The organism is Dactylosporangium sp. NPDC051087, assembly GCF_055586325.1.
In genome coordinates, this window is the sequence record NZ_JBVJIJ010000011.1 from 32995 (window position 1) to 55424 (window position 22430).

Genomic DNA, 22430 nt, shown 5'->3' on the forward strand with positions numbered 1-22430 from the left:
TCACTGCGCCCCCCCCCCCGCCCCCCCCCCCCCCCCCCCCCCCGCCCCCCCCCCCCCCCCCCCCCCCCCCCCCCCCCCCCCGCGACTGTGGGAGAGGAGGTTACCGCTTGACCCGTTTTCTCACGCTCTTGCTGGTGCTCCGCCAGGCGTTGACGGCCCGCTGACGCGGCGTCGGCTTCCGGCGGCTCCGCACGACCGTGACCACCGCGACGATCACGGTGGCGACCCCGGCCGCGGCGGCGGTCACCAGCGGGACGGGCCGACGACGTGCCACGTCCTTGCCCTGCTCGGCCAGTTCGGCCGCGCGCTGCTTGGTCTTGGCGGTCATCGTGCCGACCTTGTCGCCAAGGTCCTCGCGGGTGTCGGTGGCCGTTTCCGTCGCCAGGCCGCCGATCCTGCTCCCGTTCGCATGTGTGACGCTCATCGCTGCCCCTTTCTCTCTGAGCGTCAGGTTGCCCATCCACGGGCCTGCTCAATCACCGCAATGTTGTGACGATCAACGCATGGTCGGACGTCACTGCGGTGCCGACGCTGACATCGGCGCAGGTGAGGCCGCTGACCAGGACGTGGTCGATCTCCTTGACGGGCACGTCGGCGGGGAACGTGCGGACCGGGCGGAACGCCGCGAACCCGTCGGCGTACCCGGCGGCGGCGAACGCCCGCATCGACGCGTCACCCGGCTCGATGTTGAGGTCACCGGCGATGAACGTCGGCCGGCCCGCGCCGAACCGGGTCGCGAACGCCGCGATCTCCCCCACCTGCACCAGCGGCTCGGCGTCCGGCGGCGGCTGGATGTGCGTGGACACGACCGCGATCTCCCGCCCGCCGAACCGCACGACGACACCCAGGGCCTGGGCGCCGGTCGGCGCGCCGACGGCGGACAGCGCGACCGTCTCGACCGCGCCGACGGGCAGGTTCGTCAGCACCGCGTCGCCCCAGACGGCGTCGGCGGCGGGCGCGAACCAGGACCGCATCCCGAGCTCGGCGGCGAGGACCCGCAGGTCGTCGTGGCCGCCGTTGAGCAGCCAGGCCCGGTCCACCTCGGACAGGACCACGACGTCGGGGTCGGCCGCCGCGATCGCGCGGGCCGCGGCGCGCGGCTGGTAGGTGCCGTCGAGCCCGAAGCCCATGCGGATGTTGTACGCCACGACGCGCAGCCCCCGGCCGGGTGCGTCGTGCGCCGCGACCGCCGGGGTGCCGGTGACCCCGAGCAGCGGCACCAGGAGGCAGGCGGCGAGGGCCGCGAGCCCGGACCGCCGGGTCAGCCCGGCGGCGGGCGCGCCGGTGCCGGACCGCAGCAGGATCCAGGCCGGCGCGACCGCGACCGCGACCGGCACCCACAGGTTGGGGTAGCCGAGGTCGTAGGCCGAGTAGTAGGCGACGGCGGCGACCGCGAACACGACCATCCCGGCGACGGCGGCGTACCCCGACCGCGCGCCCCGACCGGCGTCGGCCTCCGGCTGGGCGTCGGCGTCCGCGGCACGGAAGGCCCGGCCGAGGGGGACGCAGCCGAACAGCATCGCGCCGAACAGCGCGGCGGATCCGCTCATGCCGAACCCGGCGGCCGCCACGACCAGCAGCAGTGCCGCGACGACCCGGTCGGGGCGGCCGGCGAGCCGGGCGGTGGCGCCGGCGAGGAACCCGGCGACGGCCAGGCCGAGCAGCAGCTCCGGGACCGCGACCGGGGCGGTCGACGCGACGGGCTCGAAGCGGTAGGACAGCGCGACGGTCGCGACCGCCGGGGACAGGACGAACATGCCCGCGAGCAGCATCGCCGGGCCGGTCAGGAACCAGGCCGCCGCTGAGGTCCGTCCGGGTGCCGTGCGGCGCTGGTACATCAGCAGCAGCAGACACTCGACCGCGACGAGCGGCGCGGCCCACCACCACGACTGCCAGGTCAGGTCGACGGTGCGCAACGCGGCGTGCTGCAGCGCCGCCGCGGCGAGGCCGAGCGGGACGCCGGTGCCCGCCGGGCCACCGCGGACGGCCGTCGCCGCGAGCCACGACAGACCGGCGAACAGACCGAGGGAGGCGACGTAGAGCTGCGGCTGTCCACCGTGGACGAACAGCAGCGCGAAGCGGGCGGCGGCGAGCCCGGCGGCACCGGCGAGCGCGACCTTCCCCGCGTCCCAGCGGGCGGCGAGGGGCACGACCGCGAACGGGACGACGAACCACAGCAGCGCGAAGGCGCCCATGAGCTCGGCCGGCGTCGAGGCGGCCTGCCCGAAGATCGTGATGATCGACGGGAGCCAGACCCGGAGCAGGTCGACCAGCAGCAGGATCCCCACGGCGAGCGCGGGGATCCGGGGGTCAGTCCTCGCGAACGACAACCTGGACGGCGGCGTCATCGTCGAGACGATAGCCGACGCCGCGCACGGTGGCGATGATCCGTGCCGCCTCGCCGAGCTTGACCCGCAGGCGCCGCACGTGGACGTCGACGGTCCGCTCGGTGCCGACCATGTCGTAGCCCCAGACCTGGCGCAGCAGCTGCGCCCGGCTGAACACGCGGCGCGGGTGCTCGCACAGGAACAGGAACAGGTCGTATTCCCGGCGGGTCAGCGGCACGGGCGCGCCGTCGCGCAGGACGAGCCGGGATCCGGTGCACAGATACAGCGACGGGGCGTCCGGGGCGGCCGCGCCGATGCGCTTGACCCGGGTGGCCTCGGCCGCCGCGCCGGTGCCGGTGTCGGTGGTCTCGACCAGGCGCAGGTTGCGCCCGGTGTGCTGGGACGGCCCGTGCTGCAGCGTGTGCGCCGGTGCGGTCGCGCGCTGCAGGGGTGCCGGGGTCTGCGGGCCGCGCTGGATCGCCGGCTGCAGCGCCGGCTGGATCTGCTGCTTGGCCTGGCTGGCGGCGAGCGCCTCAAGGTCGCTGATCAGGCGGGACGCCTCCGGTGGGAGCTCGTCACCGTTGAGGGTGATGTGCACGGTGATGGTGACCACCGATGGCGCAGCCTCGGGAGCGCCGACGACCGAAACGGCCATTTTCATTTCCTCTCGAAAAGCCTTTGCAATGACGCCGAATCAACGAACTGTCGCTCGACAAAGGCCGTCGAAATGGTGTGCACGTCGCGAGACCCACGCCGGGTCAACGTGTACCTCATGGCACATGGGACCGACCTTACCAGCATCGTCACGCCCTGCGACAGAGCTGTAACCTGCCGCACAGAATTGATCGATGACAATTTGTCTGATGTTTTCGGCCGACATTCACCGGCCATTCACGACACGTCTACGAGTCCAGCTTTGTCACCGTACGGCAACGGGTCAATCTCTTCCCGCATGATGAGACGAAGTGGGTCTTGATGGGCGGTCGACCCATGCCGAGGTGCGCACATGTTGCCGACAAATCCTATCCACTAGATAGAATCTTGCCGTCCACCATATGGGATCGACGCGCGCAACTCGCCGGTGCTGACAATACTCGCACCGAGCTCGCGCACCCGTTCGCGGAGCTCCCGGTCGGATGTGACCACGACAACCGGCCGGCGGCCGGCATTGTCCGCGACGAGCGCGACGATGTGGTCGTCACCGGACCGCGGGGCGTCCTCGACGTGCACCCCCGCGACCGGCGGCACGCCCCGGGCGGCGCCCTCCACCACCAGGGTGACCGCACCGAGCAGCTGGACGGGCAGCGTCGCGGGATCCCTGGCGGCGAGCGCGTCCCGCAGCCGGGTCGCGGCCCCGCGCCGGTCCCGCCACCAGCCGTCGGGCACGGATCCGACGACGTTCGCGCCGTCGACCACGACCAGCGGCTCCACATCACCACGCATGTGAGCAGTCTTACCCCGTCGATGGCCCGAACATCTCAGCAGCACCCGCACCGCGCCGATGTCGAGCACCGGAGGCGCTTGTGATCCAGCCACAGAAACAGCAGCAGGAACAGATCCGCGAGACGGCCGGCGTCACCCTGCGCGCCATTGTGCGATATGTGCGCGCCCGGGGTGGCGACGGCGCGGTCGCACACATGCTCAACCTCGCCGGCGAACACGAGCCGGCCGAGGCGTACGACGACCCCCGCCGCTGGTGGTCCTTCGAGACGAAGATCAACGTGTTCGCGGCCGCCGCGCAGACGCTCGGCGACGAGTCCGTCGGGCTGCACGTCGGGCAGAGCATCCTGTCGTACTCCGTGAACACGCCGCTGCGGCTCGGCCTGCTGCTGCTCGGCGGCCCCACCCAGCTGATCCGGCTCATCGCGACCACCAGCGCCAAGTTCAACGCGTCCGCCGACATGTCCACGCTGTCCACCGGGCACGGGACGGCGCGGGTGCAGTACCGGCTGCGCGCGGGCTACCGGCCGAGCCGCTTCGACTGCGACTACACCCGCGGGCTGCTGACCCAGCTGCCCGCGCTCTTCGGGCTGCCGGCCGCCACCGTCACCCACGACGTCTGCCAGGTCCAGGGCGCCGAGGCGTGCGTCTACACCGTCCGCTGGCGGCAGCGGCGGCTGCTGTCGTGGCTGTGGCCGGGCCGCCGCCGGGCCGCCGGCGACAGCTCCGACGACATCCTCGCCGGGCGGATGGAGCTGCTGCAGCGCACCGTCGCCGAGCTCGTCGCCGCCGAGCAGCCCGAGCGGGCCCTCGCCGTCGTCGCCGACCGGGCCGGGTACGCGGTCAACGCCCAGGCCTTCCTGCTCGTCGCCTCCCCGGCGCCGGACCTGCCCCGGCAGGTGCACGGCTACGGGCTCACCGACGCGGAGATCGCGGTGCTCACCGACGCGCCGCCGACCAGCTTCGCCGGCACGCTCGTCGCCGACATCGCCTCACCCAACCGGTACTACGGCTACCTCGTCGCCTTCTGCGAGGACTTCTTCGACGCCGAACGGCGGATGCTCGACGCCTACGCGAACCTCGCCGCCGTCACGCTCGACGCGCTGTCGGCCCTCGAAACCGCCGCGGAACGGCAGCGGACCGCGGAGAGCCTGCTCGCACTGGCCCGCAAGCTGACCGTGGCCCGGACCGCGACCGAGGTGGCCGAGGTGACCGCCGAGGCCGTGCGGTCCGTCATGGGTGCGGACTCGGCGACGGTACTGCTGCACCAGCAGGGCAAGCTGCGCATGGTCGCCAACTCGGGAGCCAGCGACAGCCGGCTGCGCAAGGCGCAGAACCTCACGGTCTCCCCGCAGGACACCGACCTCTTCGCCCGCTTCCGCGCCAACTCCGGCCAGCCGCGCGTGTACGACCGCACCACCGAGGAACCGTTCATCCGCGCGATGCTCGACAGCTTCGGCCACGACATGATGATCATCGTGGACATCGCGCTGCCGGACCACCCGTTCGGCATCCTCGTCGCCGCGTACGACACCCCGCAGGGCACCGCCCGCGCCCGCGAGATCACCAACCGGATGACCGGCGTCGCCGACCAGGCCGCGACCGTCCTGCGCACCTGCGAACTGCTCGAGGAGACGTGGCGCCTGGCCCACGTCGACGCGCTCACCGGCCTGGCCAACCGCCGGGCCTTCATGGCCGCGCTCGACACCGCCCTGGCCGCCGGCGACGGCGCCGTGCTGTTCATCGACCTCGACGGCTTCAAGACCGTCAACGACACCCTCGGCCACGCCGCCGGCGACGAACTGCTCACCGCCGTCGCCGGCCGCCTCGGCGGCTGCATCCGCACCGGCGACCTCGTGGCCCGCCTCGGCGGCGACGAGTTCGTCGTCCTCACGCACGGCGCCCTGGGCGCGGGCGGCGTACCGGACCTGGCGGAACGGATCAGGGTCGCGTTCACGGAGCCGATCGCGGTCCGCGGCGACACGACGATCGCCGCCCGCGCCAGCGTCGGCGGCACCTGCTTCACCACCTGCGAAGAACCCCAGCACGTCCTCCACCGCGCCGACACCGCGATGTACGAAGCCAAGCGCACTGTTTCTCGTCTGAGCTTCGCTTAACTAACCTCCCCACGCTTCGCGCGGGGCCCGCCGGGGGGATTCTCACCCCCGGAGCCCCCCAATGCGCCGCTCCGCGACGCACTGCCAGCGCGCAGAGCGCGGCAGCTTCCTACGCATCCGCGTGCCATCCCCGGTGCCTCCCGCCGCGCCTTTTCCATGATCCGGAAGACTTATGGTCGCCAGAGCGACGAAATCTCTACCGGATCATGGGTAAGGCCGGCCGGCCGCCGACTGGGCTGGACTGGGCTGGCTGGTTTCCATGATCCGGAAGACCTTGTGCACCCCTGGCTACGCAAAGTCTTCCGGATCATGGCGGAGGGAGGGGGTGGCGGGGGTCAGGGGGTTAGGTGGGCGAGCATGGCCTGGTTGGCTTCCCAGCCGTCGGGGAAGCGGACCGGGACGTTGAGGTGGACCGGTTCGGCGGAAGGGTGGGTGTCGAGGAGCTCGGCGATGCCGGCCCTGGCGACCACGATGCACGCGTGCCGGTGCCGGGAGGCCAGGACGCACAGGCGGCCCGCCTCCAGGTGGAAGGCGCTGGCGTCGCGGCGGCCGGACAGGGGGTGGAGGATGACGGTGACGTCGTACTCGCGGCCCTGCAGGCGGTTCGCCGTGTCGACCGTGACGTCGCCGGCGGCGGTGCCGGCCAGGGCCTGGCGGATGGCGGCGACCTGGTCGCGGTGGGCGGCGCCGACGGCGATCCGGTCGACGGTGACCGGGCTGCCGGACGGGGCGTGCTCGGAGTAGGCGACCGGACCGCGCTGCAGCAGCCTGGTCACCAGGGCGGCGATCGCCGCCACCGCCTCGCGGTCGGTGCGCACCGTGTGCCGGGCGGGGAGCTCGTGCAGCGCCCAGCCGGTGCGGCGGGCCGTCTCCAGGGTCGCGTCGAGGCCCGTTTCGTGGCGGGGGCCGCCGCCGAGCGCGCGGGCGGAGAACTCCAGGCGGCGGTCGTCGGGTTTGGTGCCCGCCTCGAAGGGGGTGAAGGGGTAGAACGCCGAGGACACCACCGACGCGGCCGACGGGGGCAGGCGCCACGACACGGGCAGGCGGTGGACGGGCAGGTCGGGGTTGTGCCGCAGGAGGACGGCGACGGCGCTCTGCATCGGGTCCCAGGACAGGCCCGCCCAGCGTTCCACGGCGACGACGGAGAAGGGGTCGAGCTGGCCGGGGTCGCCGACGAAGAGGGCGCGGGAGAAGCGGCCCGCGACGCGCAGCAGCATGTCGGAGCGCATCTGGTACGCCTCGTCGACGATCGCGCGTTCCCAGCTGCCGTCGGTGACGGTGGCCCACTTGGCGGCGGTGCCGATGGTGACGGCGCTGGCGTTCATGTCGCTGACGGCGCCGCTGACGGTGACGGTGCCGTGCTTGATGACACGCTGGGCCGGCACGTAGGTCGACGCGGACAGCCTGCCGATGGCGAGGGTCGGCGCGGCCGTGGCCAGCCGGTCGATGAGGTCGTCGACCTGCTCGTTGGTCTGGGCGACCACCATCAACCGTTCCCCGGCCTCGGCGAGTGTACGAGCGGCGCGCACGACCAGCGTGGACTTCCCGGCCCCGGGCGGGGAGTCGACGACGACGCCCCGTCCGGCGGCGGACCCGAAGTCCTCGAGGATCTTCTCGATGACGGTCATGCGTCCTCACTCCGTTCCGGGCGCCTGACCACAGCCTGACTCCCTGATGACCGGCCCGAGCCGCTCCGCTGGCCGGTCATGCGTCCTCACTCCGTTCCGGGCGCATGACCCATTGCTGACCCCATGATGACCGGCCCGAGCCGCTCCGCTGGCCGGTCATGCGTCCTCACTCCGTTCCGGGCGCCTGACCACAGCCTGACTCCCTGATGACCGGCCCGAGCCGCTCCGCTGGCCGGTCATGACCAGTCCTCCACGGCGTCGTTCTCGCCGCCGCCGTACTCGACGACCGGGGGCGGGCCGCCGTGCGTCCACGGCGTGTCGTCCCGGCTCGGGAAGCGGCCCGGCGGCTGGTAGGCGTCGGTGACGGGGCCGTACGTGACGCGCTCCCCCACCTCCGGGACGGTGCCCGGCGCGGGTTGTTTCGTCGAGCGGCCCATGCCCTTGGACAGTTCCAGGACGACGTCGACGCTGGACACCGACACGACCGTGGCCTGCTGGGCGAGGCGCGCCGGGGACACGAGACCCGCGCCGGGTTCGAGGCGCACCGGGTCGTCCGTCTGCACCGTGATGTGCGGGCGCAGCGCCGCCTTCTTGCCGGAGGTGTCGACCCGGTTCGGGGACGCGGCGACGACCGTGCCGGTGAACGCCTCCCCCGACAGCCGGAACTCGGCCATGACCAGGGGGTCGTCGAGGGCCCGCTGGGCGTCGAAGCGGGCCTGCTCGCGCTCCAGCCGGTCGAGGCGGCCGGCGGCGGCGACCGCGCTGTCCCGCCTCGGCTGCGGCAGCGCGGTCCCGTCGGCGAGGGCCATGTGGTACATCGTGAACACGTCGCGATCCATGGTCCAGCGGGTCTCCACGGAGGCCCCGGCGGGGCGCCCGCGCAGGAGCCGGACGGCCTGCCAGGTGAGGTCCCAGGTGGGCCGCATCTGGTCGGCGACGGCGGCGCTGAGCGCGGCGAGGGCCCGCTCCCGGGCGAAGTCGTCGGTGTCGGAGCGGGCGACCGCCGCGAGGGCCGGGGCGAGGATCTCGTTGTCGAACGTCGGGTCGGTGCTCGGCCCGGCCGGCGGGGAGCGCAGCGGGTCCTCGGCGAGCGCGGCGGCGGCGGCCCCGTCGAGGCCGCCCGGCGGGTCGATCCAGCCGAGCAGCGCGGCGAGGTTGGCGTCCTCCAGGCCGCTCTGGCCGGTGGCCCAGTGGTTGCCGAGGACCTCCGTCATGGCGAGGAGCATCGCGGAGCCGGGGTGGTCGGCGCGTTCCCGCAGGAACGTGAACCACTGGCCGAGGATCGGCACGGTGCGGTGCACCGGGTACGGCCCGAACGGCCGGCGGAACCGGGTGGACCGGCCGAGCAGCCGCACGAACTCGATCCCGCCCCGGTTGGGCACGATGACCTGCGGCGCCTCGGCGTAACGCAGCTTGGTGCCGGACGCGCCGGAGTCGACGGCGCGGGCGCAACCGTCCACGTAGGACAGCACGACCCGGGCGAGCTCGGCGACGAAGTCGAAGCGCTGGGTGCGGTCGCGCGGGTTGGCCACGACGAGCAGCCGCGGCTGCGCCGGGTCGGTGCCGACGATCGCGGCGAGGGGCGCGGCGGCCTCACCGGCGAGGCTCAGCGGCACCAGCACCAGGGGGTGCTCGGCGATGTGGGTGTGCCGCACGGTCGTCAGCGGCTGCGCGCGGCCGGACTCGACCGCCTCGGCCCGCGCCAGCGCGGTGAGGATGCTCACGGAGCCGACTCGCTTCGCTCCCCGGCACCGCGAGGCACCGCGCACTGCACCATGGCTCGCTCGCTCCGCTCCCTCACGTCCGCGACCCGCTTTCGCTCCCCGGCACCGTGAGGCACCGCGCGCTGCACCATGGCTCGCTCGCTCAGCTCCGTCACGGTTCAGCCGATGCCGTCGAGGCACTCGGTGCGCAGCTTGTGCGCGAAACGCAGCAGGCCCGCGATCTCCTCCTGGCCGGCGCCCGGCGTCAGCGTCCCCCGGGCCAGGCCGAGGACGGTGCCGATGCTCTCCACGCCGCCGAGGTCGTCGCGGACCGAACGGCCCAGCGCGGACGTCGAACCGGCCGCCTCGTCGCGGCAGAAGAACGCCATCTCGCACGTGCCGAGGCAGTCCGGGCTGTACCGGGCGTCGATCGTGCTGACCGCCTTGCGCAGCTCGTCGGCGGGGCGGGTCGGCTGCTGGTCGGTGTCGTAGGCGAGGTCGAAGGACAGCGCGGCGGGCAGCGCGTCGAGGATCGCCTCCAGGCGGGTGAGCCGGGACAGCTGCCGGCGCAGGACCGTCAGCTGCTTGCGCACGTCGACGAGGGTGGCGGTGGGCCGGTTGGCGAAGTTCTCCGGGCACACGAGCACCACGTTGTGCGACACCGTCTCCGGCGGGTGGCCGAGCTCGGCGAGCAGCTCGCGCATGGCCATGACGTACACCGCGGACTGGGTGGCGGCCGCCGCGGTCTTGCCCGGGTCGGCCTGCCCGTCGATGACCGCGAACGACTTGATCTCCACCACGTGGAACTTGCCGCCGGCCCGGAAGGCGATGAGGTCCGGCTCCAGGTACGCGTAGTACCCGGCGATCTCCAGGCGCAGCATCGGGTGGTCGAACAGCGTCCCGGCGTCGTCACGGTCCGACGCGGCGCGGGCCAGCAGCGCCTTCGTGCGGGCGTAGCGGACCTCGCGGCTGGCGTTGCCGCCGACGTTGGACAGGTCGTCGTAGGCCACCTCGGGGATCGCCAGGCCGAGCCGCTCGCGCAGCAGCTGCAGCAGCTCGGCGGCGCCGTCGGCCTTGACCTGCGCCTCGAACGCGTTGCCGCGGGCGATCGCGAACCTGGACTGGCCGAAGCCGGCGGGGAAGCCGAGCTGCCCGGCGACGGCGCCCTTGTTGACCCCGGCGGCGTCCATCAGTCCCCGGCGGCCGCACCCCGGGTTGCTGGTGAGGGCCGCGATGGTGCGCGCGTTGTGGTTGCGCGGCGCCACCGTGCCGCGGATGCGGTCCAACCGGTCGACCAGTGGGTCCATGAGCGGTCTTCTTTCGGGGAAGCGGTTCGCGGTCTCTTGCTTCGGCGCGGCACGCCGCGGGCCGGCCGGGGGGTTCCCACCCCGGAGCCCCCCATGCGCCGCTGCGCGACGCACTCGTGCCTGTTCATGCTTTGCTCGCGGTACGACGGAGGCGCTGCAACCTGGCACCGAACAGCGCCTCGGATCCGTCCAGGCGGTCCTGTGCCCGTTCGGCCGCCGTGGCGCGGTCCGCGGTGTCGGCCTCCAGGTGCACGTCCAGCTCCGCCTGGGCCAGGCCCGCGACGGTGACCGGGGTGATCCCGGCGCCACCCGCCCCGGGGATGCTGGCGGCGAAGCGCCACAGCAGGCGCTGGGCGTCGTGGGCGTCCTCGGGCAGCTGCGCCACCCGCTCGGCCACCTTGATCGCGCCGATGAGGAAGTCGACGCGGGCACTGAGCGGCCCGACCACCCGCGTCTGCAGGGGCCAGGTGGACAGTGCGAGGAGCCCGCGCGCCGGCGACAGCAGGTCGGCGGTGAGCGCGGGACACAGGTAGTACGGCCGGCCGAACGGCTGGACGCGGAACGAGCGTTCCTCGTCGCGGCGCAGGCTGGTGAGGCGCGCCGCGACCAGTTCGCCGGGGAAGAAGGCGTCGTGGACGGCGATGATGAGCTTCGGCGCGGCCGGGACCGTGAGCAGGGTCAGCGCGTGGTGCACCTGCTCGCGGATCGACAGCATCGGCTTGTGCACGGGCTGCGGCGCGGGCCTGGCCTGGTCCTCCAGGTCGGCGAGGGCGTCGTCCCAGGCGTGCTCCGCCTGGCGCAGCTCGGCCCGCAGGGACCGGGCCAGCATCCGGTCACCGGTGGTGGCGGCCCGTCGCAGCTCGCCACGCAACCGGTCGATCCGCCGCTCGAGCATCTCGATGGTGATCGGTTCGGACACGAACGGAACGGTAGACGCTTCCAGCAAGTTCCAGCAAAGACCAGTGTCGGCGTGTCGTGTTGCATTTCTACGCCGGTACTGGTTGCGCCTGTTCCTCGAGTCGTCGCGCCGGGGTCCGGGCGGGCAGCGGGATGAGCTTCGGCTTGCGCCTGGCGGCCAGGTCCTCGACCCAGCCGAGGGCCAGCACCACCAGTGCCACCACGGCGAACACGAGCACGAGCTGCAGCAGCCCGCCGTACGGGCCGAGCAGCGACACGCCCGCCGCGACGGCCGCGAGCCGGATGGCGGTGATCACGGCCTCGTGCCAGAGGTAGATGGTCAGCGCCCGCCGGTTGACCGCCTCGACGGCCGGTTCGGCCGCGCCGAGGCTCAGCGCCGCCGGCGCCGCGTTGAGCATCACCAGCAGGAACGCGGTCGACCACAGCACGTCGGCGACCGGCAGGTCGTTCATGTCGTACCCGCGGGGGCCGGGGCTGCTGTAGAGCATGGCCAGGCCGATGCCGCCCATGACCAGGCAGGCCGGCCAGAGGACCTTCCGGGAGAACCGCTGCAGGGTGCCGTCGTGGTGGGCGAAGCCCAGCATCCACATCGGCGCGTACATGAAGAAGTCGCGGACCATGCCGCCGGTGCCGTTCCCCGTCTCCCACATCGCGACGAGGATCCCGAAGGGGACGAGCACGGCGGGGATCGGCGCCTTGCGGAAGAGCCACAGCATGACCGGCGACAGGATGATGAACCACAGGTAGGAGCGGACGTACCAGATCTGGCTGAACCAGACCCCGCCCTTCTCCGACGTGGGCGGGTCGTCCAGCGGCAGGAACCACAGGACGAGCCGCCAGGTGTGCTCCAGGCCCCCCATGGCCGTCATGAGCACCAGGGCGAACGCCCCGAGCACCCAGAACGGCACGATGATGCGGCGCATCCGGCGGCCGATCGCCTTGAGGCCGATCCCGTCGGCACGGTCGAGGGAGGCGGCCATGAGGGAGCCGCCGAGCGCGAACATGAGGCCCATGGCCGGGAACGCGACGGTCAGCCACGCGAAGCCGAGGGTGTGGTAGGTCACCACCCGGACGATCGCGACGGCTCGCAGGAGGTCTACGTACCGGTTCCGCATCCCCTACAGGTTGCCCTGCCGGCCTTAGCGGCAACCTTGGTTCAGCTCAAAATTGGCTGTGTTTATTCTCAAAGATCCTAGGGAGTGCAAGCCGTAACCCTCCCGGCAATCGCCGCTGTTCACCCCAATCTCACCCGATTGCCACTTTATCGAGCGCCTCGCGCAGCGACTCGAAGTCGAATCCGCCGTCGTGCGGCACGCCGTTCACGTAGAACGCGGGCGTCCCGCGCACCCCTGCGGCACGCCCGGCGGCGAGGTCGGCGTCGACGCGTTCGTAGTGGGCGCGGGTACCACCGGTGCCCGGCAGGCCGAACTGCCCGGCGTACCGGGCGAGGTCGGTGTCCTGGAGGCTGTCCTGGTGGGACAGCAGCAGCGCGTGCATGCCCCAGAACGACCCGGCGTCGGCGGCCGCCTCGGCGAGCAGCGCGGCCGGCATCGCCCGGGGGTGCTTGTCGACGAGCGGGAAGTGCCGGTAGGCGAAGCGCAGCCGCCCGGCGAAGTGCAGCTGGAGGCGCTCCACGACGCCGAACGCCCGGCCCGTGTACGGGCACTGGTAGTCCCCGTACTCGAGCAGGGTGAGCGGTGCGTCGGCCGGTCCTTGCACATGGTCGGTGTCCATGCCGACGCACCTGCCCACCCGTCGGTCGTCTAGTCGAGCAGTTCCGTGACCGTGCCCGCGCCGACGGTGCGGCCACCTTCGCGGATGGCGAAGCCGAGGCCGGTGGTCATGGCGACGGGCTTGCCGAGCTCGACCGTCAGGTCGACGGTGTCGCCGGGCATGACCATGCTGACCTCACCGAGGTCGACCGCGCCGACCACGTCGGTGGTGCGGAAGAAGAACTGCGGCCGGTAGTTGGCGAAGAACGGCGTGTGCCTTCCTCCTTCCTTCGTGGTGAGCGCGTAGACGTGCGCGGTGAACCGGCGGTGCGGCGACACCGAGCCGGGCAGGGCGACGACCTGGCCGCGCTGCACGTCGCCGCGGCGGATGCCGCGCAGCAGCAGCGCCGCGTTGTCGCCGGCCTCGGCCCGCTCCAGCTGCCGGCCGAACGTCTCCAGGCCGGTGACGACCGTCGACCGGGTGGGGCCCAGGCCGACGACCTCGACGGGCGCGTTGAGCTGCAGCGTGCCGCGCTCGACGGCGCCGGTGACGACGGTGCCGCGGCCGGTGATCGTGAGCACGTTCTCGATCGGCATCAGGAACGGCTCGGCGAGCACCCGCTCCGGCACGGGGACGTACCGGTCGACGGCGTCGAGCAGGTCGAGCACCGATCGCACGCCGGCCGGGTCGCCTTCGAGCGCCCGCAGCGCGGACACCCGGACCACGGGGACGTCGTCCCCGGGGAACCCGTACCCGGTGAGCAGCTCACGGATCTCCAGCTCGACGAGGTCGAGCAGCTCGTCGTCGTCGACGGCGTCCGCCTTGTTCATCGCGACCACCAGGTGCGGCACGCCGATGCGCCGCGCGAGCAGCACGTGCTCCCGCGTCTGCGGCATCACCCCGTCGACCGCGCTGACGACCAGGATCGCGCCGTCGACCTGCGCCGCGCCGGTGATCATGTTCTTCACGTAGTCGGCGTGGCCGGGCATGTCGACGTGGGCGTAGTGCCTGGTCGCGGTCTCGTACTCGACGTGGGCGATGTTGATGGTGATGCCCCGGGTGATCTCCTCCGGCGCCCGGTCGATCCCCTCGAAGGAGGTGTACCGGTTGACGCCGGGGTAGCGCTCGGCGAGGACCTTGGTGATCGCGGCGGTCAGGGTCGTCTTGCCGTGGTCGACGTGACCCATGGTGCCGATGTTGAGGTGCGGTTTGTTCCTCGTGTACGTCTGCTTGGCCATCTGACACTCCACAGTGGATGTGTGGTGGGTGTGCGGAACCGTGCGGCCACCTCGTGAGGGTGGCCGAGCCACCCTCCTCCGTCGGTTACCGCAGGACAGGCTGCGGGAGGAGGGTCAGCTTCGCAGGGCCGAGGCGCACGCGACCGCGGAGCCGGCCGATAGGCCTGACTCGAAGACGGCGGTCACGATGATCACGCTGGAAAGATAGCTCGCCGTCGTTGCGGCGGCAAACGGTTTACCGTCTCCAACTCCCCGGGCTTCGCCCGCGGTTTCGTGGGGGGTCCCCACCCCACACCCCCCACGCGCCGCTGCGCGCCGCGCTCAAGCCTGCTTGGGCAACCTCAACGCGATCGTCGGCGCGTCGGCCATGACGGAGTTGGGGGCGCCGCCCTTGGCCACGGACGACGGCGGGCGGTCCGCGCGGCCGACGGTGACCTCCGGATAGAGCTCGACCTCGTCCCACTCCCCCATCGCCTTGGGCTCACCGCGGTGCAGGTCGACCTCGCGGGGCGGGACCGACGAGCCGGTGCGGGCCAGGACCGCGGCGCCGTTGGTGCTGACGTCGGTGACCAGGACCATGCCGTCGCGCAGCTCCAGGCGGACGTGGTTGCGGCTGACCCGGCGGGTCGACTCGTCGTCGAGCCAGTTGCCGATGGTGATGCCGCCCGGCTCGTCCGGTGCCCGGCCCACGACGACGGGGCGGGCCGCGGTCAGCGGGAAGCGGGCGCGGACGGTGCCCTTGATCCGCACCGCCATGGTCGTCGCGGGCGGGCGCGGGCCGGCGTCGATCAGCCGCTCGCCGTGCCGGGGGCACAGCGGGGCGCCACTGGGCAGCGCGGGTGGTGGCTGCCCGGCACCGGCGGCGGGCTGCCGGCCGAACGTCGGGCAGTCGGCGGCCGGGCAGCGCCAGAACCGGGCGAGCACGGGGTGCGGCCGCGGCGACGAGCCGGTCGACGGGGCGAGGGCCAGCTCCATCCCGCCGGCCGCGCCGGTGGTGAGGTAGACCGGGCCGGGGTGACCGGGCAGCGGCGTGCGGCTGATCACCGGCAGGCCGGTGAGCCCGGCGGCCTCCCGGACCCGGGCGCCGGTGCGGGCGCCGGGCGGCAGCATCTCGATCAGCCCGTCGTCGGACCAGCGGCGCAGGACCATCCGCTCGTTGGAGGTGAAGTCGGTGTCGGACATCGCGCCGCGCTCGGCCACGGCATACAGGCCGGCGCCGCCGTCGCCGAGCTGCCGGCTGAGGGCGTCGACGAACATGCCGAGGCGCAGCAGGGCGGCCGGGCGGCCGCCGTCGAGGTCGACGCTGCGGGCAGCCTCCACCAGATCGATGACCCCGCCGACGGCGAGTGGGTCGACGCTCAGTCTCCGCTCGATCGCGTCGAGCGCACGGCTGGTTTCGAATCGCACCCGGTTATCATGCCGCAAAGCCGCCGTCGACCACCTCTGCGGCCGACGGCGGGCTTCACGCCGCGCTCCTCGGCTGGGGAAGGCACCGAGCGCGGGACCCGCGACGGGCGGGGGGCCACCCGGTCGCGGTATACATAAGCTTCACTGCATGTAACGGTACGGGCACGACCTGGTGCCGGATACCGGTGAATAGCTGAATGAATCAGGCCTCAGGCGCCGCAGGCCGCCGCGACCGCCGGCAGCTCGTGCGCGTCGATGCCCTCGCGCTGCCACACGGCCAGGGGATGTTCGTGGGCCCGCAGCTCGACGAGGGGGCGCAGGCCGGGCCGGCGGGTGTGCACCCGGACCCGCAGCCGCAGCGTCTCGGGGTGGCCGGGGATGCGGTTGGCGAGCTGGCCGAAGAACGGCGGCTCGGTGGCCCGCTCCGGGTCCTCCCACTGCTCGACGGCGCGGGTGAAGCCGGCCGCGCTGAGGCTGACCCAGACGCTGTAGGTCAGCGCCTCCGGCATCCCGCGGACCGGGACCTCGATCAGGCCGCGGAGGAAGAAGTGCTGCTCGTCGAGGTCGGGGAGTTCGACGAAGCAGAGCTCCTCCTCCAGGAACGACGCCCCGCCGACGCCGGGGACGGCCCAGGTGTCCGGCGCGGAGAACGACCACATGCTCGGCACGTCGCCGAGCTCCACACCGCAGCACGTACAGGTGACGGTCACGGGCACGATTCAACCACTCTGCGCGGCGAGCTCCCGGGCGCGGTCGCGGGCGGCTTCGAGGGCGGCCAGGAGCGCGGCCCTGACCCCGTGGTTCTCCAGCTCACGGATGGCGTTGATCGTGGTGCCGGCCGGCGACGTCACGGCCTCGCGCAGCTTGACGGGGTGCTCGCCGGACTCGCGCAGCATCACCGCGGAGCCGATCGCGGTCTGCACGATGAGGTCGTGCGCGACCTGGCGGGGCAGGCCGAGCAGGATGCCGGCGTCGGTCATCGCCTCGACGAGGAAGTAGAAGTAGGCGGGGCCGGAGCCGGACAGGGCGGTGACCGCGTCCTGCTGCGACTCGGGGACCCGGATGGTGCGGCCGAGCGGGCGGAACATCTCCTCGGTGAGCGCGAGGTGCTCGGCGGTGGCGTGGGAGCCCGCCGAGATCGCGGTCATCGCCTCGTCGACCAGCGCCGGGGTGTTGGTCATGACCCGGACGACCGGGGTGCCCTCCGGCAGGTGCCGGGCGAAGAACGACGTGGGCAGGCCGGCGCAGAGCGACACGACCAGCTTGCCGGCGGGCAGCTTCGGGCCGAGCTCGGCCAGCAGCGCGCCGGCGTCCTGCGGCTTCACCGCGACGGTGAGCACGTCGGCCTCCAGCAGCGCGGTCTCGCTGTCGACGACCCGGATCCCGTAGCGCTCCTGCAGCTCCTTGGCCCGCTCGGGGCGCCGGGCGGTGGCCAGGAGGCGGTCGGCGGACCAGCCGGCCCGCAGCAGCCCCGACAGCAGCACCTCACCGAGCTTGCCGGCACCGAAGACGGCGATCGTGCGCACTGACCCACTCCCCAGATAGACGCGACGAGAGACCCGGCCCCTCGGGTGAGGGGCCGGGTCGCACGGGTGGCTCAGGAGCCGAAGAAGACCTCGGCCTCGGTGTAGCGCTCGACCGGGACGGTCTTGAGCTCACGGGTGGCGTCGGCGAGCGGGACGCGGACGATGTCCGTGGACTGCAGCGCGACCATCTTGCCGAAGTCGCCCTCGTGGACGGCGTCGATCGCACCCAGGCCGAAGCGGGTCGCGAGGACCCGGTCGAACGCGGTCGGCGTGCCGCCGCGCTGGATGTGGCCGAGCACGACGGTGCGGGCCTCCTTGCCGGTCTTGGCCTCCAGCTGCTCGGCGAGCCACTGGCCGATGCCGCCGAGGCGGACGTGGCCGAAGGCGTCGAGCTCCTGGTTGTGCAGGACCATCTGGCCGTCGAGCGGCTGGGCGCCCTCGGCGACGACGACGATCGGCGCGTACTGCGTCTGGAAGCGCTTCTCGACGTAGCCCGCGACCTGCTCGACGTCGAACTGCCGCTCCGGCAGGAGGATGACGTTGGCGCCACCGGCGAGGCCGGCGTGCAGCGCGATCCAGCCGGCGTGCCGGCCCATGACCTCGACGACGAGGGTGCGGTGGTGCGACTCGGCGGTGGTGTGCAGCCGGTCGATCGCCTCCATGGCGATGTTGACCGCGGTGTCGAAGCCGAACGTGTAGTCGGTCGCGCCGAGGTCGTTGTCGATCGTCTTCGGCACGCCGACGACGTTGACGCCCAGGTCGGTCAGCTTCGCCGCGACGCCGAGGGTGTCCTCGCCGCCGATCGCGACGAGCGCGTCGATGCCCAGGTCGGCCAGGTTCGACTTGATCTTCTCAACGCCGCCGTCGATCTTGAACGGGTTGGTCCGGGACGAGCCGAGGATGGTGCCGCCGCGCGGCAGGATGCCACGGACCTGCGCGATGCCCAGCTCGCGGGTGTTGCCCTCGAGCGGGCCACGCCAGCCGTCGCGGAAGCCCACGAACTCGTGACCGTAGGTGGAGATTCCCTTGCGGACCACGGCCCGGATGACCGCGTTGAGGCCGGGGCAGTCGCCGCCCCCGGTCAGTACGCCGATACGCATGCTAGATCTTGCCTTCCTGGTTGCGGTGCTGCTCGCCCGGCCTGACGGGGCATGGCCGAGCCGGAGGGTCCCTGTGGCGACGCTGCCGATTCACAGCGCACTGTAGTCGCTCCGCCGGAAAGCGCCGACGTCGCACCAGCCGGACCTGCCGTCTAACAATTGTCGTCCCGGATGCCGAACATCTTGGCCGACTCGTGCTCCTGCGCCATCCGCCGCAGGGCCGCGAGCAGGGAGTCCCCGAGGATCGAGCCGACGACGGCGGCGTGCAGCTTGCCCTCGTTGTCCCCCGCCTGGGCGACGAAGCGCAGGTCGTGCACGGCGATCGCCTCGACCAGATCCGCGTAGTGCTCCAGCAGGTGCTCCACATCGGCTCCGACCTGCGCGAACGCGGCGACGACCTCGGCCGCGGACTGCCGGGTGCGGGCGTTGTCCGAGACCAGCCAGCCGCGCTGCCGGATCAGCAGGCGTACCCGTTCGTGGGCCGCCTCGAGCATCGCGGGGTCGCTCGTCTCGCGGGTGCCGACGGTCGCCGGCAGGGCCCGCCCGAGCACCTCGTGCACGTCGGGGTCCGGCCGGTCCAGCTCCGTGAGCAGGTCGCGGATGGTGGCGATCGGCAGCCGGCCGATGTCCAGCAGCACCCGCACCAGCCGCAGCCGCTGGACGTGTCGATCGTCATATCTGGCCTGATTGGGGCTGGTCAGTTCGCCGGCCGGCAGCAGTCCCTCACGCAGGTAGTACTTGATCGTCGGCACCGGCACGCCGGTCGTCTGGCTCAGTTCCGCGATGCGCATCAGGGTCCTTTCAGGGTTGACATGGATAGTCTAACTTTCCAATAGTGGAGAGCACAACTATCCATACTGCTGGGAGCTTCTGATGCGTCTCGCACAGCTGCACCGCCCACTCGTCGTCAGCGCGGCGGCGCTGACCGTCCTCGCGGTCCTCACCGGCGCCGGCGTCTTCCTCGACGACCGCGAGCTCGTCGGCGCGCCGCTCTGGCTCAAGCCCTTCAAGTTCTCGGTCTCCATCGCCGTCTACTCCGTCACCATCGCCTGGATGCTCTCGCTGCTGGACCGCCGGCAGCGGCTCGGCTGGTGGCTCGGCAACATCAGCGTCGGCGCGCTCACCACCGAGATCGTGATCATCGTCGCGCAGGCGGCCCGCGGCCGGCAGAGCCACTTCAACAACCAGACGCCGCTGGACTCGACGCTGTACAGCGTGATGGGCGCCACGATCGCGGTCGCCTGGGTGTGCACGCTCATCCTGGCGGTCCTGCTGCTCATCCAGCGGCTGCCGGACCGGGCCGACGCCCTCGCCGTGCGCTTCGGCCTCCTCGTCGGCCTGGCCGGCATGATGGTCGGCTTCCTGATGACCATGCCCACGAAGGCGCAGCTGGACCTGCCCGAGGGCGAGGCGCCCACGATCGTCGGCGCGCACAGCGTCGGCGTGGCCGACGGCGGCGCCGGCCTGCCCCTGGTCGGCTGGAGCACCACCGGTGGCGACCTGCGCGCCGGGCACTTCATCGGCATGCACGCCCTGCAGGCGCTGCCGCTGCTCGGGTTCGCGCTGGCGCTCGCCGCCGGGCGCTTCGCCCGGCTGCGCCACGACCGGGTCCGGGCCCGACTGGTGATCGTCGGCGGCGTCGCGTACGCCGCGCTCACCGGCCTCCTGACGTGGCAGGCCCTGCGCGGCCAGTCGATCGCGCACCCCGACGCGCTCACCCTCGCCGCCCTCGGCGGCCTGGCCCTGGCCGTCGCCGGCGGCACCGTGTGGGCGCTGGCCCGGCCCCGTACCGTGGCATCGACCGCTGTCACCGAACCGGCGCTGAGTGGGGTGCACTGATGGCAGACACGCTGTTCGGGCTCGCGTTCCTGGTGGTCGTGCCCTTCTGGGCGCTGATGATCGTCGCGCCGGGGTGGCGCTGGTCGCGGCGGATCGCCGGGTCGATCTTCATCGCCCTGCCGGCGCTGGTCGTCTGGGCCTTCGCGATCTCGCCGGTCCTGCCGGAGTTCGCCACGGAGATGCTCGACCCCGACCTGGCCGGCGTGCGCGCCCTCTTCGCCGACGACGACGTGGTCGCCGCCGTGTGGGCGCAGGTGCTCGCGTGGGACCTGCTGGTCGGCCGCTGGATCTACCTGGACAGCCGCGAGCGGCGGGTCCACCCGCTGGTCATGGCGCCGGTCATGGTGCTGACGATCCTGCTCTCGCCGATCGGGCTGCCCCTGTACCTCGCGCTGCGGATCCCGCTCACGAGCAAGCCGCTGGTCACGACTCCGGACGCATGACCGCCCACCGGGCGAGATTGTGCCGGGCGTCGACGAGCGCGTCGTGCCGCCCCTCCGCCGCCGGCAGGGGCGGCCGGCCCGACTCGTCCCAGAGCTGGCGCAGGTCCTTGGTGAACCTGGGGATCTCCCGGGGCAGCGTCGGCATCGGGCCCCACAGCTGGGCGAGGGCGACGTGGTCGTAGGCCGCATACCAGGCCCAGAGCTCCAGCTCGTCGGCGTCGCCGGTGCGCAGCGGCTCGACGAGGAACTCCAGGAGCTCCTCACGGATCCGCTCGCGGGAGCGCCACGCCTTGTCGGCCGGCGACGGCAGCTTGTCCAGGACGTTGCGGCGCACCCACGGCACGGCCCGCGACCCGTCGAACTCCGTGGAGACCGCGTAATACTCCCGGCCGTGCTCGTCCACCACGCCGATGGAGACCAGGTCGATCAGGCGACCGTCCTCGATGAACTCACAGTCGTAGAAGTAGCGATAGGCCGACACCGGTCCCATCCTGCCCCGTCGCGGCCGGACGACCCAGCGGCAGGGTAGGGCCGCAAGGTCTTCAGCGCAGCAGCGCCGCCATCCGGGTCAGCTCCGCGTGGTCCTGGGGGGTGCCGCCGCCGTCGTGGATCTTCGCGGCGACGCCGGCGGCCCGCGCGGCGGCCCGCAGGGCGAGCATGGCGGGCAGGACCGCCGCGCACTCGTCGGCGGGGACCGGGCCCGCCCGCACGTAGGCCTCGACGAGCGCGTCGGCGCCCGTGCCGCCCGCGCACAGGACGGCGTGGGCCAGGTCGTACAGCAGCGGCCCGGTCCCGGCGGCGGCCCAGCCGACCAGGCCGACCCGGCCGGTGCCGGGGTCCAGGCGGAAGCGGGCGGCGGCGGGCGCGCCGTGCCGGACGCCGTAGGTGAGCTGGTCGGTGACCATGATCCGGCGGACCACGGCCGCGGTCTCGGTGACCGCCGGGCCGAGCCAGGGCTCCGCCGCCAGGTGGGGCGCCGCCGCCGGGGCCGCCGCCACCTGGAACTTCGCCAGGTCGGGGTGCGTGAAGCGGCGCAGACTGCGGTGCGCGGCGCCCAGGGCACCGCCCCACCACGCCTGGTCCAGGGGGTCGTCGGCGCGCAGCGGGCGGCCGGGCACCAGGCACAGCAGCGCGAGGACCCCGTCGCCCGCCCGGTCGCCGGCTCCCGCGGCGAGAGCGGTGGTGAGCGCGCCGTCGGCGGCCCGGACCGGGCGGCCGGCGCAGACGCCCGACGCATCGACGTGTTCCGCGGCACACAACCCGGCCTCGAAGCCGCGCCGCGCGGCCGCCGGAGCCCATTTCACCACGAAATGGGTGTCATCCCGCCGAGACGTATCGAATTGGCAATCGTCAATCTCGACCCGCCAGGAGGCCGCACCGACAGGAATGCACGGACCGGGACTGCACTGCCAACTCCTGCGCAGTGTCGTGTGCACCTGGTCGGCAGCGGGGGCCACGCTGCGCATTATGCGCGCACATCGGCGTCCGTGTCCGGAGAACGGCGAAACCCGGGGCGGCGGTGCTCGCACCACCGGCGCCCCGGGCATCTCGACACCAACCCCGCCCCCCAGCGGTTCTCGTGCTGGCACTAGCCTGCCTGCGTGCTCATGCGCGGGCTGTCGGTGAGCCGATGCGGGGGATGTACAGACTCCGACACGCGCGTCATGATCTGGTAGAAGTTCCGTACTGTGCTCGTGATCACCTACGGTGATCAAGAGTCCGAT

The 22430-nt window shown here is 72.7% G+C and carries 21 protein-coding genes; 3 read left to right on the forward strand and 18 right to left on the reverse strand.

Features of this window, described 5'->3' with window-relative positions; all coding sequences use genetic code 11:
- Positions 1–100 precede the first annotated feature (100 nt).
- From ACZ6TV_RS21640 to ACZ6TV_RS21655, 4 genes are all read right to left on the reverse strand, one after another.
- Positions 101–460: a hypothetical protein gene (locus tag ACZ6TV_RS21640; RefSeq protein ID WP_465299011.1), complete on the reverse strand. Its 360-nt coding sequence runs from the start codon at positions 458–460 to the stop codon at positions 101–103.
- Positions 461–476: 16 nt separating this feature from the next.
- Positions 477–2348, reverse strand: a complete 1872-nt coding sequence (locus ACZ6TV_RS21645; RefSeq protein WP_465299012.1) for an endonuclease/exonuclease/phosphatase family protein — start codon at positions 2346–2348, stop codon at positions 477–479.
- Positions 2311–2982 (reverse strand): winged helix-turn-helix domain-containing protein, encoded by a 672-nt coding sequence (locus ACZ6TV_RS21650; RefSeq protein ID WP_465299013.1) that lies wholly within the window; start codon positions 2980–2982, stop codon positions 2311–2313. Before ACZ6TV_RS21650 ends, ACZ6TV_RS21645 begins: the two co-directional genes overlap by 38 nt.
- A gap of 374 nt (positions 2983–3356) precedes the next feature.
- The gene (locus ACZ6TV_RS21655) at positions 3357–3770 is read right to left on the reverse strand and encodes an NYN domain-containing protein (protein WP_465299014.1); all 414 of its coding nucleotides are present in this window, start codon (positions 3768–3770) and stop codon (positions 3357–3359) included.
- Between the two features lie 80 nt (positions 3771–3850).
- Here ACZ6TV_RS21655 and ACZ6TV_RS21660 point away from each other — a divergent pair, with 80 nt between their 5' ends.
- Positions 3851–5884, forward strand: coding sequence for a diguanylate cyclase domain-containing protein (locus ACZ6TV_RS21660; RefSeq protein ID WP_465299015.1), 2034 nt, complete (start codon positions 3851–3853; stop codon positions 5882–5884).
- Positions 5885–6219: 335 nt separating this feature from the next.
- Here the strand turns inward: ACZ6TV_RS21660 and ACZ6TV_RS21665 are convergent, their stop codons facing one another.
- From ACZ6TV_RS21665 to ACZ6TV_RS21720, 12 genes are all read right to left on the reverse strand, one after another.
- Positions 6220–7512: an AAA domain-containing protein gene (locus tag ACZ6TV_RS21665; RefSeq protein WP_465299016.1), complete on the reverse strand. Its 1293-nt coding sequence runs from the start codon at positions 7510–7512 to the stop codon at positions 6220–6222.
- A gap of 236 nt (positions 7513–7748) precedes the next feature.
- Positions 7749–9236 (reverse strand): hypothetical protein, encoded by a 1488-nt coding sequence (locus tag ACZ6TV_RS21670; RefSeq protein ID WP_465299017.1) that lies wholly within the window; start codon positions 9234–9236, stop codon positions 7749–7751.
- A gap of 158 nt (positions 9237–9394) precedes the next feature.
- Positions 9395–10522: a hypothetical protein gene (locus tag ACZ6TV_RS21675; RefSeq protein ID WP_465299018.1), complete on the reverse strand. Its 1128-nt coding sequence runs from the start codon at positions 10520–10522 to the stop codon at positions 9395–9397.
- 124 nt (positions 10523–10646) lie between these two features.
- A complete protein-coding gene (locus ACZ6TV_RS21680) occupies positions 10647–11441 on the reverse strand; it encodes a hypothetical protein (RefSeq protein ID WP_465299019.1) in 795 nt (264 codons plus the stop codon).
- Between the two features lie 67 nt (positions 11442–11508).
- Positions 11509–12555: an acyltransferase family protein gene (locus tag ACZ6TV_RS21685; protein WP_465299020.1), complete on the reverse strand. Its 1047-nt coding sequence runs from the start codon at positions 12553–12555 to the stop codon at positions 11509–11511.
- 130 nt (positions 12556–12685) lie between these two features.
- Positions 12686–13174 carry a DsbA family protein gene (locus tag ACZ6TV_RS21690; RefSeq protein WP_465299021.1) on the reverse strand — a complete coding sequence of 163 codons (489 nt, stop codon included), beginning with the start codon at positions 13172–13174 and terminating at the stop codon, positions 12686–12688.
- Positions 13175–13203: 29 nt separating this feature from the next.
- Positions 13204–14391 (reverse strand): elongation factor Tu, encoded by a 1188-nt coding sequence (gene tuf, locus ACZ6TV_RS21695; RefSeq protein ID WP_465299022.1) that lies wholly within the window; start codon positions 14389–14391, stop codon positions 13204–13206.
- A gap of 321 nt (positions 14392–14712) precedes the next feature.
- A complete protein-coding gene (locus tag ACZ6TV_RS21700; protein WP_465299023.1) occupies positions 14713–15798 on the reverse strand; it encodes an FHA domain-containing protein in 1086 nt (361 codons plus the stop codon).
- A 209-nt stretch (positions 15799–16007) separates the two neighbouring features.
- Positions 16008–16508 carry a DUF2199 domain-containing protein gene (locus ACZ6TV_RS21705; RefSeq protein ID WP_465299024.1) on the reverse strand — a complete coding sequence of 167 codons (501 nt, stop codon included), beginning with the start codon at positions 16506–16508 and terminating at the stop codon, positions 16008–16010.
- Between the two features lie 9 nt (positions 16509–16517).
- A complete protein-coding gene (proC, locus tag ACZ6TV_RS21710) occupies positions 16518–17324 on the reverse strand; it encodes a pyrroline-5-carboxylate reductase (protein WP_465299025.1) in 807 nt (268 codons plus the stop codon).
- A gap of 71 nt (positions 17325–17395) precedes the next feature.
- On the reverse strand, positions 17396–18424 hold the full coding sequence (locus ACZ6TV_RS21715; protein ID WP_465299026.1) for a 6-phosphofructokinase: 1029 nt from the start codon (positions 18422–18424) through the stop codon (positions 17396–17398).
- Between the two features lie 152 nt (positions 18425–18576).
- On the reverse strand, positions 18577–19215 hold the full coding sequence (locus ACZ6TV_RS21720) for a MerR family transcriptional regulator (RefSeq protein WP_465299027.1): 639 nt from the start codon (positions 19213–19215) through the stop codon (positions 18577–18579).
- An 82-nt stretch (positions 19216–19297) separates the two neighbouring features.
- Here ACZ6TV_RS21720 and ACZ6TV_RS21725 point away from each other — a divergent pair, with 82 nt between their 5' ends.
- The gene (locus ACZ6TV_RS21725; RefSeq protein WP_465299028.1) at positions 19298–20263 is read left to right on the forward strand and encodes a hypothetical protein; all 966 of its coding nucleotides are present in this window, start codon (positions 19298–19300) and stop codon (positions 20261–20263) included.
- Positions 20263–20706 (forward strand): ABA4-like family protein, encoded by a 444-nt coding sequence (locus ACZ6TV_RS21730; protein WP_465299029.1) that lies wholly within the window; start codon positions 20263–20265, stop codon positions 20704–20706. The genes ACZ6TV_RS21725 and ACZ6TV_RS21730 overlap by 1 nt, the downstream gene beginning before the upstream one ends.
- On the opposite strand, the gene ACZ6TV_RS21735 is transcribed toward ACZ6TV_RS21730, so the two are convergent.
- Together ACZ6TV_RS21735 and ACZ6TV_RS21740 are read right to left on the reverse strand one after the other, a co-directional pair.
- A complete protein-coding gene (locus tag ACZ6TV_RS21735) occupies positions 20687–21187 on the reverse strand; it encodes a polyadenylate-specific 3'-exoribonuclease AS (protein ID WP_465299030.1) in 501 nt (166 codons plus the stop codon). The two genes, ACZ6TV_RS21730 and ACZ6TV_RS21735, sit on opposite strands and share 20 nt — an antisense overlap.
- 61 nt (positions 21188–21248) lie before the next feature.
- Positions 21249–22013, reverse strand: a complete 765-nt coding sequence (locus tag ACZ6TV_RS21740) for a phosphotransferase (RefSeq protein WP_465299031.1) — start codon at positions 22011–22013, stop codon at positions 21249–21251.
- Positions 22014–22430: the final 417 nt, after the last annotated feature.